The organism is Pararhizobium sp. O133 (genome assembly GCF_051669845.1).
Taxonomy (GTDB): Bacteria; Pseudomonadota; Alphaproteobacteria; order Rhizobiales; family Rhizobiaceae; genus Pararhizobium.
On sequence record NZ_CP196426.1, the window covers coordinates 2,576,759 to 2,590,763 of the forward strand.

15 protein-coding genes are annotated in these 14,005 nt (G+C 60.8%); 10 read left to right on the forward strand and 5 right to left on the reverse strand.

Annotation, left to right across the window (positions count from 1 at the left end; translation table 11 throughout):
• Nucleotides 1-27: 27 nt before the first annotated feature.
• Nucleotides 28-1,248, forward strand: a complete 1,221-nt coding sequence (locus ACST81_RS12300) for an MFS transporter (RefSeq protein ID WP_438748003.1) — start codon at nt 28-30, stop codon at nt 1,246-1,248.
• Here the strand turns inward: ACST81_RS12300 and dgcA are convergent.
• Complete coding sequence (gene dgcA, locus ACST81_RS12305) at nt 1,200-2,183, reverse strand: N-acetyl-D-Glu racemase DgcA (RefSeq protein WP_438748005.1); 984 nt, start codon at nt 2,181-2,183, stop codon at nt 1,200-1,202. The genes ACST81_RS12300 and dgcA overlap by 49 nt on opposite strands.
• A 141-nt stretch (nt 2,184-2,324) precedes the next feature.
• On the opposite strand from dgcA, the gene ACST81_RS12310 reads away from it, so the two are divergent.
• From ACST81_RS12310 to ACST81_RS12325, 4 genes are all read left to right on the forward strand, one after another.
• Entirely contained in the window at nt 2,325-3,467 is a 1,143-nt protein-coding gene (locus ACST81_RS12310) for an MlaE family lipid ABC transporter permease subunit (RefSeq protein WP_438748007.1), read from the forward strand.
• A gap of 35 nt (nt 3,468-3,502) precedes the next feature.
• The gene (locus ACST81_RS12315; protein WP_438753541.1) at nt 3,503-4,318 is read left to right on the forward strand and encodes an ABC transporter ATP-binding protein; all 816 of its coding nucleotides are present in this window, start codon (nt 3,503-3,505) and stop codon (nt 4,316-4,318) included.
• Between the two features lie 93 nt (nt 4,319-4,411).
• The gene (locus tag ACST81_RS12320) at nt 4,412-5,782 is read left to right on the forward strand and encodes an MlaD family protein (RefSeq protein ID WP_438748008.1); all 1,371 of its coding nucleotides are present in this window, start codon (nt 4,412-4,414) and stop codon (nt 5,780-5,782) included.
• Nucleotides 5,783-5,981: 199 nt separating this feature from the next.
• A complete protein-coding gene (locus ACST81_RS12325) occupies nt 5,982-6,596 on the forward strand; it encodes an ABC-type transport auxiliary lipoprotein family protein (protein ID WP_438748009.1) in 615 nt (204 codons plus the stop codon).
• A gap of 3 nt (nt 6,597-6,599) precedes the next feature.
• On the opposite strand, the gene ACST81_RS12330 is transcribed toward ACST81_RS12325, so the two are convergent.
• Entirely contained in the window at nt 6,600-6,863 is a 264-nt protein-coding gene (locus ACST81_RS12330) for a BON domain-containing protein (RefSeq protein WP_438748011.1), read from the reverse strand.
• A 157-nt stretch (nt 6,864-7,020) separates the two neighbouring features.
• Between ACST81_RS12330 and ACST81_RS12335 the strand changes: the two genes are divergently transcribed.
• The gene (locus ACST81_RS12335; RefSeq protein ID WP_438748012.1) at nt 7,021-7,293 is read left to right on the forward strand and encodes a hypothetical protein; all 273 of its coding nucleotides are present in this window, start codon (nt 7,021-7,023) and stop codon (nt 7,291-7,293) included.
• 72 nt (nt 7,294-7,365) lie between these two features.
• On the opposite strand, the gene hemF is transcribed toward ACST81_RS12335, so the two are convergent.
• Nucleotides 7,366-8,277 carry an oxygen-dependent coproporphyrinogen oxidase gene (hemF, locus tag ACST81_RS12340; protein WP_438748014.1) on the reverse strand — a complete coding sequence of 304 codons (912 nt, stop codon included), beginning with the start codon at nt 8,275-8,277 and terminating at the stop codon, nt 7,366-7,368.
• A 210-nt stretch (nt 8,278-8,487) separates the two neighbouring features.
• Here hemF and ACST81_RS12345 point away from each other — a divergent pair, with 210 nt between their 5' ends.
• Together ACST81_RS12345 and ACST81_RS12350 are read left to right on the forward strand one after the other, a co-directional pair.
• Nucleotides 8,488-8,748 (forward strand): hypothetical protein, encoded by a 261-nt coding sequence (locus ACST81_RS12345; RefSeq protein WP_438748016.1) that lies wholly within the window; start codon nt 8,488-8,490, stop codon nt 8,746-8,748.
• A gap of 86 nt (nt 8,749-8,834) precedes the next feature.
• Nucleotides 8,835-10,040 carry an MFS transporter gene (locus tag ACST81_RS12350; protein WP_438748018.1) on the forward strand — a complete coding sequence of 402 codons (1,206 nt, stop codon included), beginning with the start codon at nt 8,835-8,837 and terminating at the stop codon, nt 10,038-10,040.
• Between the two features lie 13 nt (nt 10,041-10,053).
• Here the strand turns inward: ACST81_RS12350 and soxR are convergent, their stop codons facing one another.
• Nucleotides 10,054-10,524: a redox-sensitive transcriptional activator SoxR gene (gene soxR / locus ACST81_RS12355; RefSeq protein WP_438748020.1), complete on the reverse strand. Its 471-nt coding sequence runs from the start codon at nt 10,522-10,524 to the stop codon at nt 10,054-10,056.
• Between the two features lie 74 nt (nt 10,525-10,598).
• Between soxR and ACST81_RS12360 the strand changes: the two genes are divergently transcribed.
• Nucleotides 10,599-11,168, forward strand: a complete 570-nt coding sequence (locus ACST81_RS12360; RefSeq protein ID WP_438748021.1) for an NADPH-dependent FMN reductase — start codon at nt 10,599-10,601, stop codon at nt 11,166-11,168.
• 15 nt (nt 11,169-11,183) lie between these two features.
• On the opposite strand, the gene ACST81_RS12365 is transcribed toward ACST81_RS12360, so the two are convergent.
• Nucleotides 11,184-11,642, reverse strand: a complete 459-nt coding sequence (locus ACST81_RS12365; protein ID WP_438748024.1) for a tRNA (cytidine(34)-2'-O)-methyltransferase — start codon at nt 11,640-11,642, stop codon at nt 11,184-11,186.
• Between the two features lie 397 nt (nt 11,643-12,039).
• Here ACST81_RS12365 and ACST81_RS12370 point away from each other — a divergent pair, with 397 nt between their 5' ends.
• Nucleotides 12,040-13,893, forward strand: coding sequence for an ABC transporter ATP-binding protein (locus tag ACST81_RS12370; protein ID WP_438748026.1), 1,854 nt, complete (start codon nt 12,040-12,042; stop codon nt 13,891-13,893).
• The last annotated feature ends 112 nt before the right edge of the window (nt 13,894-14,005 follow it).

A 14,005-nucleotide genomic window follows, 5' to 3' on the forward strand; every position in this document is an offset into this window, starting at 1 on the left:
TCGTGGATATCGTATTCAGGTCACTCCATGATTCCCTCATCACCGCCTCCCTTTCATGAGGAAGCGCCGGCCTATTTCGTGCCGCGCATTGCCTTGCTGTTCTGTGCGCCCCTGATCATCAACGGCTTCGCCATGCCGTATTTTCCGGTCTGGCTGAGCACGCTGTCACTCAGCGATTTCGAGATCGGCATCATCCTGGCGGTGCCGATGTTCGTGCGCGTCGTCACGGCGCCCTTGGTCGGGTTGCTGGCCGACAGGATCGGGGAACGGGCAAGGGTGCTGATCTGGTCGGCCGTGCTCTCGTTGCTGACCGCTCTGGCCTTATTCGTTTCGCACAGTTTCTGGTTCGTGCTGATCATTTATGCGCTGCAAGGCGGCGTCTATTCGCCCTATGTGCCGATCGTCGAAGCCATCGCGCTGACCGGCGTGCGACGCTGGGGTTTCGATTATGCGACCATGCGCGTGTGGGGATCTGTCGCCTTCATTGGCGCTACCATGTTCGGCGGGGTGATGATTGGGCTTTTCGGCGGCGCGATGGTGCTGCCGGCGATGGCGGGCGGCTTCCTGCTGATGATCCTTCTCACTTTTATCGCACCGCGTGTCGGCAAGCCGCGCCGTCCGTCGACGCTGACGACGCTGACCGAGCCGCCGCCGAAGGCGCTGCGCAAACTCGACCTGCAACTGCTGCTGATCGGCGTGACCCTCGTCAACGGCAGCCATGCCATGCTTTTCGCCTTTTCAGCGATCTATTGGCAGCATATCGGTTTTACCGGCACCGAGATTGGCCTTCTGTGGAGTGCCGGCGTCGCGGCTGAGGTTGCGATGTTCTTTTCGGCGCGCTGGGTCATTCGCCGGTTCAGCCTTTGGACGATGATCTTCTCGGGTTGTATTCTTGCCGTCGTCCGCTGGATCATCTTTCCGATGGACCTCGGCTTCTGGGGCTATTTCATCCTCCAGTGCTTCCACGCCTTCACCTATGCCATCATGCATACGGGCATGCAGAACATTCTGGTGCAGCGGGTTCCGGAGGAGCAGGAATCATCCGCGCAAGGCCTGTATTTCTTCTATACCGGCATCTTCTCGGCGATCTTCACATTCACGTCGGGCTACTTCTATACCAGGTTCGGTGTTGACGGATTTTACTCAATGTCGTTGGTCGCCTTTGTCGGCTGCTGTTCCGCGTTCGCGGCCTGGGTCCTTCAACCCCAGAGGGCGGCCGGCGGCGGGAAGACCAGCGAGGCTTCGTAGCGCAGGCCGGGCTCGCGGTCCTGTGCCAGGAGCAACGGCCCGTCGAGATCGACGAATTCCGCCCCCTGCGCCAGAAGCACGGCCGGCGCCATGCCGAGCGAGGTGCCGACCATGCACCCGACCATGATTTTCAGGTTCAGCGCCCGGGCGGCGTCGCGCATGCGCAGCGCTTCGGTGAGACCGCCGGTCTTGTCGAGCTTGATGTTGACGGCGTCATAGAGCCCGGCCATTTTTGCCAAGTCCTCGGTCTTGTGCACGCTCTCGTCGGCGCAGACCGGGACGGGGCGGGCGATTTCAGCGAGAAAGCCGTCCTTGCCGGCAGGCAGAGGCTGTTCGATCAGCGATATGCCCGCGTCGAGGCAGACGGCGAAATGGTGGGCGAGGTTGCCTTCCGTCCAGCCTTCGTTGGCATCAAGGATAATGGCACTGTCAGGGGCCGCAGCGCGGACGGCGCGGATGCGGGAGGCGTCATCCGCCGTTCCGACCTTGATCTTGAGCAAGGCCCTATGGGCGTACTTCGTCGCTTGCGCCGCCATCGCGTCCGGCTCCCCGAGCGACAGCGTGTAGGCGGTGGTGAGCGCCAACGGCTCTTCGACGCCGGCGATTGCGGAGGCACGCGTGCCCGCCGTTTTCGCCTGAAGATCCCACAGCGCGCAATCGACGGCGTTGCGGGCGGCACCGGCCGGCATGGCGTCGCGCAGTTGAACCCTGTCGATGCCCGATTCGATCAGCGGGCGGATTGCCTCGATCGCGGCAAGCACAGTATCGATCGTCTCACCATAGCGGCCATAGGGCACGCATTCTCCGCGTCCGATGAATCCGGCTTGCGCGAGGGTGCAGGTGACCACCGATGCCGTCGTCTTGCTGCCTCGCGAAATGGTAAAGCTTCCGGCGATCGGGAAATGTTCGACGGCGGTTGTCATTGCGCGTTTCATCGATGTCTCCTGTGGCATCCATATCTCAGCGACCAACCGTTTGGCGCGGAAACGTTTCAATCGGTGACAGATGATGCCCGAGCGGTTATGAGTCGCTTACGTTTTATCAAATACAGCCATCTCCGGAAGACAAGAACAGACGTGACGCGTTCGCAAGTGAAAACCGACACCGACGTACAGCTGGAAGATGCTGGCAATGGTGGCAGCAAGGTCTATCGTTTCAGCGGCGATTGGCGCAGCGTCTCCATTCACACCGTCATGCCGCAACTTGACCAGCTGGCATCAAAAGGTGGGACGGCGAGTGAAGTCGATCTCAGCGCCGTCACCGCCATGGACACGGCTGGCGCCTGGGTGGTTCGTCGCTTCCTGACGAAGATCGGCGATGCGAAGCTGACAAGCGACAATCCGCGCTATCTGGAACTTCTCGGTGCCTTGCCCGAAGAGTTGCCGGAACCGAAGGAAGACAAGAAAAAGACGGCTTCCATTTTTTCGCGGTTCTTCGTTGCGATCGGCAAGTCGGTGGTCTCGGCCTGGGAGGACACGGTCGCCGCCATGTTCATTCTCGGTTCGGCGGTACGGGGCGCACAACTGAAGCTTGGCCGCCACAGCGGCCTGTCGCCGGCGGCGATCGTCAACCAGATCGACCGCATGGGCGTCCAGGCGGTGCCGATCATCCTTTTGATGTCCTTCCTGATCGGGGCGATCATCGCCCAGCAGGGCGCTTTCCAGTTGCGTTACTTTGGCGCGGAGCTGTTCGTCGTCGATCTCGTCGGCATCCTGCAATTGCGTGAAATCGGCGTGCTTTTGACCGCGATCATGATCGCCGGCCGCTCGGGAAGCGCGATCACGGCCGAAATCGGCTCGATGAAGATGCGCGAGGAAATCGACGCGCTGAAGGTCATGGGGCTGAGCCCGATCGGCGTTCTGGTGTTTCCGCGCCTCGTTGCCCTGACGGTGGCGCTGCCGCTGCTGACGATCATCGCCAATTTCGCCGCGCTGACGGGGGCTGCGGTCGTTACCTGGAGCTATTCCGGCATCACCTTTGCCACATTCCTGGCGCGCCTGCAGGAAGCAGTCGATTTTTCCTCTGTGCTGGCCGGAATGATCAAGGCGCCGTTCATGGCGCTGATCATCGGCGTCGTCGCCGCGGTCGAGGGCTTGAAGGTCGGTGGTAGCGCCGAATCGCTCGGCAAGCATGTGACGCAGTCGGTGGTGAAATCGATCTTCGTCGTCATCCTGGTCGATGGCCTGTTTGCGATCTTCTATGCGTCGATCGATTTCTGATGGAAGAGATTTTACCGATGGCGACCACTGAGGAGATGACGGCGAGGGAGGGCGATGGACGCGCGTGGGATGGCGCGGAAGTCGTGCTGTCCGTGCAGGACCTGACCGTCGGCTTCGGCTCCAACATCGTGCTCGACAAGCTGAACCTCAACATCTATCGCGGCGAAATCCTCGGCTTCGTCGGCGCGTCCGGCACCGGCAAGTCCGTGTTGATGCGCACGGTGCTACGCCTCCTGCCGCGCCGTTCCGGCTCGATCAAAATCCTCGGCGTCGAATATGATGCGGTGAGCGAAGAGGAGCGCGTGGCGCTCGACATGCGGCTGGGCGTGCTCTTCCAGCACGGCGCGCTGTTCTCATCGCTGACCGTCCGGGAAAACATTCAGGTTCCGATGCGCGAATATCTCAACCTACCGCAGGAACTGATGGACGAACTGGCACGGCTGAAGATCGAGATGGTGGGACTGGCGCCGGAAGCGGCGGACAAGTTCCCCTCCGAACTCTCCGGCGGCATGATCAAGCGGGCAGCACTTGCGCGTGCTCTGGCGCTCGATCCCGACCTGGTTTTCCTCGACGAGCCGACCTCCGGGCTTGATCCGATCGGGGCCGCCGAGTTCGACAACCTAATCGCCAAACTGCGCGACACCCTGGGATTGACCGTGTATATGGTGACTCACGATCTCGACAGCCTGTTTTCCGTCTGCGACCGGATCGCGGTTTTGGGGAAGAAGAAGGTTCTGGTCGAGGGAACGATCGAGGATATGCTCGCCTGCGATGACGAATGGGTCACGTCTTATTTCCAGGGCAAGCGCGCGCGCTCGATCGTTCGCGACGACGACAAGAAGGCCTCGTGACGACATGCGGGCATGACGATCGCCTGTGGTTTCGAGTGATTTGATTAAAGCAGGGAACCGCATGAGCGGCGTCCCCCAAGGGTACCGGTAGCAATGGAAACAAAAGCCAACTACGCCATCGTCGGTTTTTTCACCGTCGCGGTGATTTTCGCGGCCTTCGGCTTCGTTTACTGGATGTCTCAATATGGCCGCAGCGGCGAAATGGTGGAGTTGGTGGTCAGCATTCCCGGTTCCGCCAACGGTTTGAGCGTCGGCTCGCCGGTACGCTTCAACGGCATTCCCGTCGGCTCGGTCCGCAATCTGGCGATCAATTCCAACGATCCGCGTTACTCCGTCGCCGTGACCGAAGTCTCCGCCGATGCGCCGGTCCTGAAATCCACCACCGCGACCCTGGAAATCCAGGGACTGACCGGTGCCGCCTATATCGAACTCAGCGGCGGCAACAAGGGTGAGGAAAACATCCTGCAGAAGGCGCTTGAAAGCGGCAAGTCGGCACAGATCACCGCCGACCAGTCCAGCGTCACCAGTCTGCTTGCCACGGCCGACAAGATTCTCGACCGGGCAAACAGCGCGATCGGCGATATCCAGGGCTTCGTCAAGGATGTGCGCGGGCCGCTCACCAACACGATCTCCAATGCCGATCGCTTCACCAAGTCGCTGGCTGACAATTCCGAAGGGATCGACACGTTCCTGAAAAGCGTCAGCGCGCTCTCGACCTCGATCACGGCGGCCGCGGGCAAGCTTGATTCGACGCTGTCGGCAGCCGATACGCTGGTGAAGTCCGTCGACCCGAAGAAGATCGACCATATCGTCAGCAATGTCGAAAAGATCAGCAACGATCTCAGCGTCGCTTCGAGCGGCGTTTCCGAAACGATCGCCAGCTTCAAGAAGACCGCTGAGACCTACGAGCGCTTCGGCGAAAAAGCGACGGCGTCTCTCGATCGTGTCGATACGTTGATCGCCGCCGTCGATAGCCAGAAGGTGACAGGCGTGGTCAACGACGTCTCGGCCGCAAGCGCCGATGCCCGCAAGGCTATCGCCAACATTGCCGAGCTTGCCGATCGAATCAGGGGCCGTCAGAAGGACATCGACCAGACGATTACCGATGTCACGCAGATGGCGAACAAGCTGAATGCCGCATCGAGCCGGGTCGACGGCATCCTAGTCAAGCTGGACGGGTTCCTCGGCGATGCCGACGCGCCATCGCTCTCTGCCGATGCGCGCGCGACGCTTGCCTCGTTCCGCAAGGTTGCCGACAACCTGAATGCGCAGATCGGCCCGATCGCCGATAATCTCAAGCGTTTCTCCGGCTCGGGTCTTCGGGATATCGAAGCTCTGGTCAGCGATACGCGCCGCACGGTGAAGACGCTCGATACGACAATCTCGACCTTTGACAAGGATCCGCAACGGCTGCTCTTCGGTGGCGAAACCGTCAAGCAATACGATGGCCGCACCCGCCGCTAGGCGGACCGCCGAGACCGTGTCTGATCGATTGATGTCCCGATCGGAATCAGGCTTAGCCTGATGGGCGGGGCCATGCGTGGCAAGGCTGCAATCCCGGCCGGGTTTTTGCCTCATCCCGGAGCATCCGCGCCGCTTTTAGGCTTGTTTTGATGCGATCAGTGTCTAAGTTGCTGCTGATTGACGAAGGATAGTGTTTGAAATGAATTTTCCGGACGTGCTGTTTGGTCCAAAGGCAGGATTGATCCGGGCCTGCGCGGTGTTTTTGGTGGCCGCATCCCTGTCTGCCTGCGCCGGCAAGGCAAACAACGATACTTATGGTCTTTCCGCATCGCCTGTCGTCGAAGGGCCGGCATCGACAGCCAAGCAGATTCTCGTTCCCGAACCGACGGCGTTGAAGGCGCTCGACAGCGATCAGGTCGTGATTCGTCTTTCCGGTTCGGAAATCCAGTATCTGGCCAATTCGCAGTGGAGCGACCGGCTGCCGAAAATGGTACAGTCGAAGCTCGTCCAGGCTTTCGAGAACACCGGCAAGATCGGTGGCGTCGGCAAGCCGGGCGAGGGGCTCGCCATCGACTATCAGGTCATCACGGATATCCGCTCGTTCGAAATCTCGACGGACGGATCGGATACGGCTGTCGTCGAGATTTTTGCGAAGATCGTCAACGATCGCAATGGCACCGTGCGTGCCCAGAAGGCGTTTCGCGCCACAATGCCGGTGAGCGGCAGCGGCCATCCCGCCTTCGTCGCCGCGCTTGACCGCGCCTTCGCGGAAGTCTCGGTTGATATCGTTGGATGGACGCTGAAGGCGATTTAAGCTTTAAACGGCCGTTATCCGGTTGACTATCTCGGCCACGCCTTCCACGGATCGTGCGGCTTGCTCGGCCCTGTCGACCTCTTCAAGCGTCGCGACCGTGCCGGTGAGCAGGATCGTGTTTCCCTTCGAGACCACGGTAACATCGGAAGCGTCGAGCCCATCGACCATGGTCAGGCAGTCGGCGACCCTCGTTTCAAGGTCGGCATAGTCCTGCGGGAAAAACTCCTCCGGCGCCTCGCCGTGAAATGTGCGTTCCTTGAAGACCATGGCTGCGTTCTCCCGTGTTGGATATCGTCCAACAACGCATCCGAACCGCTTTTGTTCGACCCTGTTCCATTCGAAACAGCGCGTATCGGTGCCTCGTGAGATTGTTGGGTCACTGGATGAGACGAACTCATCAGCAACCAACAGAGGAGAAATCATCATGCGCAAGTTCATCATTTCCGCCACTGTCGCCATCGTTGCAGCCGTCTCGTTTGCCGCCCCGTCGCAGGCTGGCGGCTTCTCCATCGGCTTCGGCGGCCACGGCCATCACGGCCATCACGGTCACCATCACGGTGGCAACTTCTCGGTCGGCTTCTATGACGGCGGTTACTACGGCGGCGGCTACTACGAGCCTTCCTGCTTCATCAAGAAGGTGAAGCGCTGGGATAAGTGGGGCAACCTGCGCATCAAGAAGATCCGCGTCTGCAATTGATCTCTTCAATTCAACTACGAAACACCCGGCCGTTTTTGCGCGGTCGGGTTTTTCGTTGAACCAGTTCGCGGATCAGGGCCAGCGAACCACCGGTGGCATCGAGGACAGGATCGAATTGACATTGCCGCCCGTCTTCAGGCCGAAGATCGTGCCGCGGTCATAGAGCAGGTTGAATTCGACATAACGGCCGCGGCGCACCAGTTGCTCGTCGCGATCCTCTTCCGTCCAGGACTTGTTGAAATTCGCGCGCACGATCTTCGGATAGACCATGCTGAAGGCCTTGCCGACATCTTGCGTAAAGGCGAAGTCGGCATTCCAGCCGCCTTTTTCATCATCCGAATGCTGCCAGTCAAAGAAGATGCCGCCGGTGCCGCGCGGTTCGTTGCGATGCTTCAGGAAGAAATAGTCGTCGCACCAGTCCTTGAAGCGCGGATAATCCGCGACAGGATGCCGGCGGCAGGCGATTTCCATGCCCTTGTGGAACAGCATCGTATCGGGATCGGTCTGCGTGCGGCGGCGGTCAAGCACAGGCGTCAGGTCGGCGCCGCCGCCGAACCAGTGGCTGGTCGTCACGACCATGCGGGTGTTCATATGAACGGCGGGCACGTTCGGATTGACCGGGTGGGCGATGAGCGAGACGCCGGAAGCCCAGAAGCGCGGATCTTCGTTTGCGCCAGGAATCTGGCCGCGGAATTCGGGCGAAAATTCGCCATGGACGGTGGACGTATGCACGCCGACCTTTTCGAAGACGCGGCCTTCCATCATCGACATGCGGCCGCCGCCACCCGCACCTTCATCGCGGCTCCAGTCGGTGCCGACGAAACGGCCAGGCTCGCGATCGGACAGCGGACCGGTCAATTCGTCTTCCAGCGTCTCGAAAGCCGAGCAGATACTCGTGCGCAGCGTTTCGAACCAGGCTCTCGCCTTCGATTTCTTGTCCTCGATATCCGCGGGCAATCCCTGCGGCAGGTCCGGTCTTTCCATGGGCGTATTCCTGTTCGACAGTGCTGGAAGCGGCACAGATCGGCCGATTCACGTCCGGTTTGACGTCTCACATTTCTGCCATGCTTGGCAACGGCGGTCTGGTAACCCGGTCTTTGTGTCACAGGTGGCCACGGCCGAATTTCCGACTCGCAAAAACAGGAATATCTCCCTATCTTCTCCCATGAGGCTCTGCTTGAGAAAGGTTGGCCTATGGCGAGACTTCCCGCAGGACCACCGCTGGATGGACTGAAGCGTCAGATCGACCGGCACCGGAACGGCACGGCGCGCGGTGGCAACAGCCTGTTCGTGCGTGAAACGTTCCGGCTCGATCGCGATGACGCCCGCCTCAAGGCAAAGGAGTGGTTCGATGCCTGGCCGAAAGCGGCCTACTGGACGGAGGTCGAGAGCTGGCGCCTGCTCGATGGCGACCAGATCGAGTTCACCATGCGGCGCCTGCCGACGGCCGACTAGTATCCGTCATATTGTCTTCACCGGGGCAACGTCCTAGTTCGGGCAAATTGCTCTCGCCCGATTCGGGCATCTTCCAAAGTCTTCCCATGATCGTTTTGTACCCGGCTGTCCTGCGTTCCGTCGTCGTCCTGTCGATCACGCAAATCATCGCCTGGGGCACGATGTTCATGGCGATCTCCGTGACCGGCGAGGCGATGGCGGCCGACCTGCGTCTCAGCCGGGGCACGATTTTCCTCGGTCCGACGGTCATGCTGGTCGCGATGGCAGTGTGTTCGCCGTCGGTTGGCCGGCTCTACAATCGCTACGGCGCGCGGCTTGTGCTAGCGGGCGGCTCGCTCCTTGCTGCCCCCGGTCTGTGGCTGTTGGCCGCCTCCGATAATCCATATGTCTATTTTACCGCCTGGGGCATTCTGGGTTTTGCCGGCGCTGCATGCCTCACCACGTCGGCCCATGTATTCCTGGCCGAACTGGCCGGCGAGGGCGCGCGCCGCGCGATCGGCGCGCAGATGCTGTTCATGGCGCTGGCGCCGAGCCTGTCCTGGCCGGTCACCGACTTTCTGCAGGCGGAGTTCGGCTGGCGCGGTGTCTCTGTGATGTATGGCTGCCTGATGCTGTTCGTCTGCCTGCCGCTACATCTCTGCGCCCTGCCGAAGACGAGCCGACCTTCGGCTACGAACGATAGCGGGAAATCCGCGTCTATTCGGGGCGGTCAGGGACGGCGGATCACCGTGCTCATCACGACGGCGATCGCGCTGAACGGTTTCGTCACCTGGGGCTTTCAACTGGTGATCATCGACCTGTTCCGGAGCTTTGACGTCGCCGGCTATCTGGCGGTTGGCTTCGGTTCGGCCATCGGCTTCGTCCAGATGTCGGCGCGGCTGTTCGATTTTCTCGGCGGTAACCGGTGGAACGGGCTGAAAACCAGTCTCGTCGCTGCCGTCATCATGCCGCCATGTCTGCTGGTTTTGGCTTTCGGCGACGGGGCGGAATGGTCTATCCTCCTGTTCCTGCTGCTCTATGGGCTTTCGAGCGGGGCGATGTCCGTGGGTCGGGCGACGCTGCCGCTGGTGTTTTTCAAACCGGCTGATTATGCGGGTGTCGCGGCGCGGCTGGCTCTGCCGCTCAACCTCGCCTTCGCCGCTGCGCCACCCTTCTTCACCATAGTTCTCAGCGCGTATGGAAACCGCATCGCTCTGGCCTTCGCGCTGCTCTGCGCGCTCGGCACGCTTGCCAGCATGCTGGCCTTGAGCAGGCTGGCGAAATCCGATGGATATGCTGCGGCTGCGCGCTGACCAACCAGCGCCGCTATTCGTCGGGATGCTCGAGCAGGTAGGCGCCGGCGCCCTTTTTCGACAAGGCGTCATAGGGATTGCGCAGCGGACAGTCGTTCATCGAGAGGCAGCCGCAGCCGATGCAGGAGGTCAACTGGTCGCGAAGCGCCGTCAACCTGGCGATCCGTTCGTTGAGATCCGCCTTCCAGTTGCGCGACAGGCGCTCCCAGTCGCTGGCCATCAGCGGCCGATCATCCGGCAGCGAAGATAAGGTCTTCTGGATGTCGGCAAGCGGAATGCCGGTACGCTGGGCGATCTTGATGACGGCGATGCGACGCAGCACGCTGCGCGGATAACGCCGCTGGTTTCCCTGGCTGCGCATGCTCTTGATCAGCCCCTTGGTCTCATAGAAATGCAGCGTCGAGACCGCGACGCCGCTGCGGGCGGCGACCTCTCCGACGCTCAGCTCACGGCGCAGATGTTCAGGATGATTTTTTTCCGCCATGCGCCTTGACCTCAACTTTAGTTGAGGTTTTATAACATGGGCTCCATCGGATCAGCAACGGAGCTTGCACACGCATGAACGAGAAATTGACCATCGCCGTCGTCTACGGCAGCGCCCGCCAGGGTCGCTTCTGCGAAACGGTCGTCAACTGGGCGCTGACGGAACTCTGGGCCGAAAGCGGTTTCCGGGTGACGCTGATCGATCCGCTCCAGCTCAAGAGCGCCAGCGAAAACCCGGCCGAAAACGGGGCCTCGCTGGAGGACAGGATCGCCGAGGCGGATGCCTTCATCGTCGTGACGCCGGAATACAATCACGGCTATCCGGCGGCGCTCAAGGAGTTGATCGACAGCACTTATGAGCCTTGGCATGCCAAGCCGGTCGGCTTCATTTCCTATGGCGGCGTCTCGGGCGGCTTGCGTGCTGTCGAACAGTTGCGCCAGGTCTTTGCCGAACTGCACGCCGTCACCATCCGCGACAGCGTCAGCTTTTCCAATGTCTGGGCGCAATTCGACAGCGCCGGCAATCCCTTTAAGGCGGCGGAAGCCAAGGCGGGGCTGCAGGTGATGCTGCGGCGGCTGAAGTGGTGGGCGAGGGCGCTGAAAACCGCCCGTAGCGAAAACGCCTATGGGAACGTTGCCGCGTGAGGGGCGCTTTCGGCTTCAGAGCGTGATTTGCCGGATCGCCTCGCCCGATATCATCGCGACCGACATGGCGACGTTCAGCGAACGCTGGCCTTCGACCATCGGCACGATGATGCGGGCGTCGGCCCGTTCATGGACATGGTCAGGCACGCCGGCGCTCTCGCGTCCGAACAAAAGCGTATCACCGGGCTGGAAGACAAAGCGCGTATAGGGTTCGGCGGCCTTGGTGGAGGCCAGCACCAGCCGCCGTCCTTGCGCTCGCCTCGTCTCCTCGAATCGCTCCCAGTTGACGTGCCGCGTCAGTGTGGCGGCAGCGATGTAGTCCATGCCCGCCCGTTTCAGGTTCTTGTCGGAAAGATCGAAACCCGCCGGTTCGATGATATCGACGGCGAGGCCGAGACAGGCGGCAAGGCGCAGGATCGTGCCGGTATTGCCGGGAATGTCGGGCTGGTAGAGGGCGATGCGAAGCGGATGCACGGACATATCACCGGATCGAATGGAGAGGATCAATGCCCGTAATCAATCTGTGCCGTTCTGGCAACAGAAAGCGTCCGGCGCCGAAAATGAATAAAAAAGTGGCTGCGACAATCTGGCGTATCGGCGCAAAAGGTTCTAAGTCTTCCACATCTTCAACGCGAACCGACGGAGGCATGCATGGATACCATTCTAATCATCAGCCTCCAGGCTGTGCCTCCAGTCCGCATGGGCTGACCGGTTTCGCGCCTTTTCTCTATTGGCTTGTCCGCGTACGACCGACCGCTTTCCGGCCGAACACGTCTTGTGCGCAAGAACGGCGTTTTCCCGGCTGAAGACTTCAAGACAATGAATGCGGGGCTGCCCGCCTTCCTTTAAGGTTTCCTGAAGGAGCTAGACTATGTTCGGCTGGTTTGAATCCCGCCTCGATCCCTATCCCACCGAGGAGCCCAAGGTTCCGCCGCAGGGACTGTTTGCCTTCTGCTGGCACTATACGAAGCCGGCCGCGCCGTGGCTCATCACCATGTCGATCTGCACCATGCTGATCGCGGTCGGTGAAGTCGCATTGTTCCAGTTTCTCGGCAATGTCGTCGACTGGCTGTCCTCGGCGCAGAAGGAAAACTTCCTGCAGAGCGAAGGCACGCGCCTGTTCTGGATGGGGGCGCTGATCCTGATCGGCCTGCCGGTGCTGGTGACCTTCGATTCGATCATCATGCACCAGGTGCTGCTCGGCAATTATCCGATGATAGCACGCTGGCAGATGCATCGTTACCTGCTGCGTCAGGGCATGACCTTCTTCGCCAACGAGTTTGCCGGCCGCGTCGCCACCAAGGTGATGCAGACCTCGCTTGCCGTGCGCGAAACGGTGATGAAGATCCTCGACGTCTTCGTCTATGTCGTCAGCTATTTCATCTCGATGCTGGTGGTCGTGGCCGCCGCCGACTGGCGGCTGCTCGCGCCGCTCGTCGTCTGGATTCTGATCTATGTGTCGATCGTCACCTATTTCGTGCCGCGCCTGCGCAGGATTTCCAAGGATCAGGCCGACGCGCGGTCGATGATGACGGGCCGTGTCGTCGACAGCTACACCAATATCTCTACGGTCAAGCTGTTCTCGCATGCCGGCCGCGAGGAGGTCTATGCCAAGGAAAGCATGGATATTTTCCTGCAAACCGTGCACCGGCAGATGCGCAAGGTGACGCTGTTCCATGCGCTCGTCTATGCCAACAACTGCATCGCGCTCTTTGCGATCTCGGCGCTCGGCATCTATTTCTGGATGACCAGCGGCATGTCGGTCGGCTCGATCGCAATCGCGGTGGCGCTCGCCATGCGCGTCAACGGCATGTCGCAATGGGTGATGTGGGAAGTCTCGGCGCTGTTTGAAAACATCGGCACGGTCTACGACGGCATGAGCATGATGACCAAGGCGCATGACATCGTCGACAAGGACGATGCCAAGGCGCTGAAAGCCCCCGAGGGGGCGATCGCGTTCGACAATATCCGCTTCCATTACGGCAAGAACAAGGGTGTGATCGACAATCTCTCGCTCTCCATCAAGCCGGGCGAGAAGATCGGCCTTGTCGGGCGCTCCGGCGCCGGCAAGACCACGCTGATGAACGTGCTGTTGCGCTTCTACGATCTCGAAGGCGGTGCGATCCGCATCGACGGGCAGGACATTTCTAAGGTGACGCAGGACAGTCTGCGCGGCCAGATCGGCGTGGTGACGCAGGATACGTCGCTGCTTCACCGCTCGATCCGCGACAACATCGCCTACGGTCATCCAGAGGCTGATGATGCCGAAATCACGGCTGCCGCCAAGCGCGCCAATGCCTGGGACTTCATCGAGCAGCTCGAGGACAACCAGGGCCGCAGGGGGCTGGACGCACAGGTCGGCGAACGCGGCGTCAAGCTCTCCGGCGGCCAGCGCCAACGCATCGCGATCGCCCGGGTCTTCCTGAAGGACGCGCCGATCCTGATCCTCGACGAGGCGACCTCGGCGCTGGATTCGGAAGTCGAGGCGGCGATCCAGGAAAACCTGTTCGCGCTGATGGCAGGCAAGACGGTGATCGCCATTGCCCACCGCCTGTCGACGCTGACAGAAATGGACCGGCTGGTGATCCTCGAATCCGGCAAGATCGTCGAGACCGGCAGCCATGCCGAACTCATCGCGCGCCGGGGGCTCTATGCCGATCTCTGGTCGCGCCAGTCCGGCGGGTTTCTTGCCGACGATCCGGAAAAGGAAGAGGCGGCCGAATAGGCGCTTATCCTCTCCACTCAAAATGGGGAGGATACTTTTGCGATTTCCGATCGCGACAAATTCGCATTGCCAATTTGTAATCTCGCCCGCGAATATTTTGCATTGCCGCATT

Bases quoted from the DNA above. Each gene is read 5' to 3' on its own strand.
- ACST81_RS12330 (WP_438748011.1), bottom strand. From the start codon at position 6,863: ATGGTCTTCAAGGAACGCACATTTCACGGCGAGGCGCCGGAGGAGTTT.
- ACST81_RS12325 (WP_438748009.1), top strand. From the start codon at position 5,982: ATGAATTTTCCGGACGTGCTGTTTGGTCCAAAGGCAGGATTGATCCGG.
- ACST81_RS12350 (WP_438748018.1), top strand. From the start codon at position 8,835: ATGATCGTTTTGTACCCGGCTGTCCTGCGTTCCGTCGTCGTCCTGTCG.
- ACST81_RS12300 (WP_438748003.1), top strand. From the start codon at position 28: ATGATTCCCTCATCACCGCCTCCCTTTCATGAGGAAGCGCCGGCCTAT.
- ACST81_RS12315 (WP_438753541.1), top strand. From the start codon at position 3,503: ATGACGGCGAGGGAGGGCGATGGACGCGCGTGGGATGGCGCGGAAGTC.
- dgcA (WP_438748005.1), bottom strand. From the start codon at position 2,183: ATGAAACGCGCAATGACAACCGCCGTCGAACATTTCCCGATCGCCGGA.
- ACST81_RS12370 (WP_438748026.1), top strand. From the start codon at position 12,040: ATGTTCGGCTGGTTTGAATCCCGCCTCGATCCCTATCCCACCGAGGAG.
- soxR (WP_438748020.1), bottom strand. From the start codon at position 10,524: ATGGCGGAAAAAAATCATCCTGAACATCTGCGCCGTGAGCTGAGCGTC.
- ACST81_RS12335 (WP_438748012.1), top strand. From the start codon at position 7,021: ATGCGCAAGTTCATCATTTCCGCCACTGTCGCCATCGTTGCAGCCGTC.
- ACST81_RS12320 (WP_438748008.1), top strand. From the start codon at position 4,412: ATGGAAACAAAAGCCAACTACGCCATCGTCGGTTTTTTCACCGTCGCG.
- hemF (WP_438748014.1), bottom strand. From the start codon at position 8,277: ATGGAAAGACCGGACCTGCCGCAGGGATTGCCCGCGGATATCGAGGAC.
- ACST81_RS12345 (WP_438748016.1), top strand. From the start codon at position 8,488: ATGGCGAGACTTCCCGCAGGACCACCGCTGGATGGACTGAAGCGTCAG.
- ACST81_RS12360 (WP_438748021.1), top strand. From the start codon at position 10,599: ATGAACGAGAAATTGACCATCGCCGTCGTCTACGGCAGCGCCCGCCAG.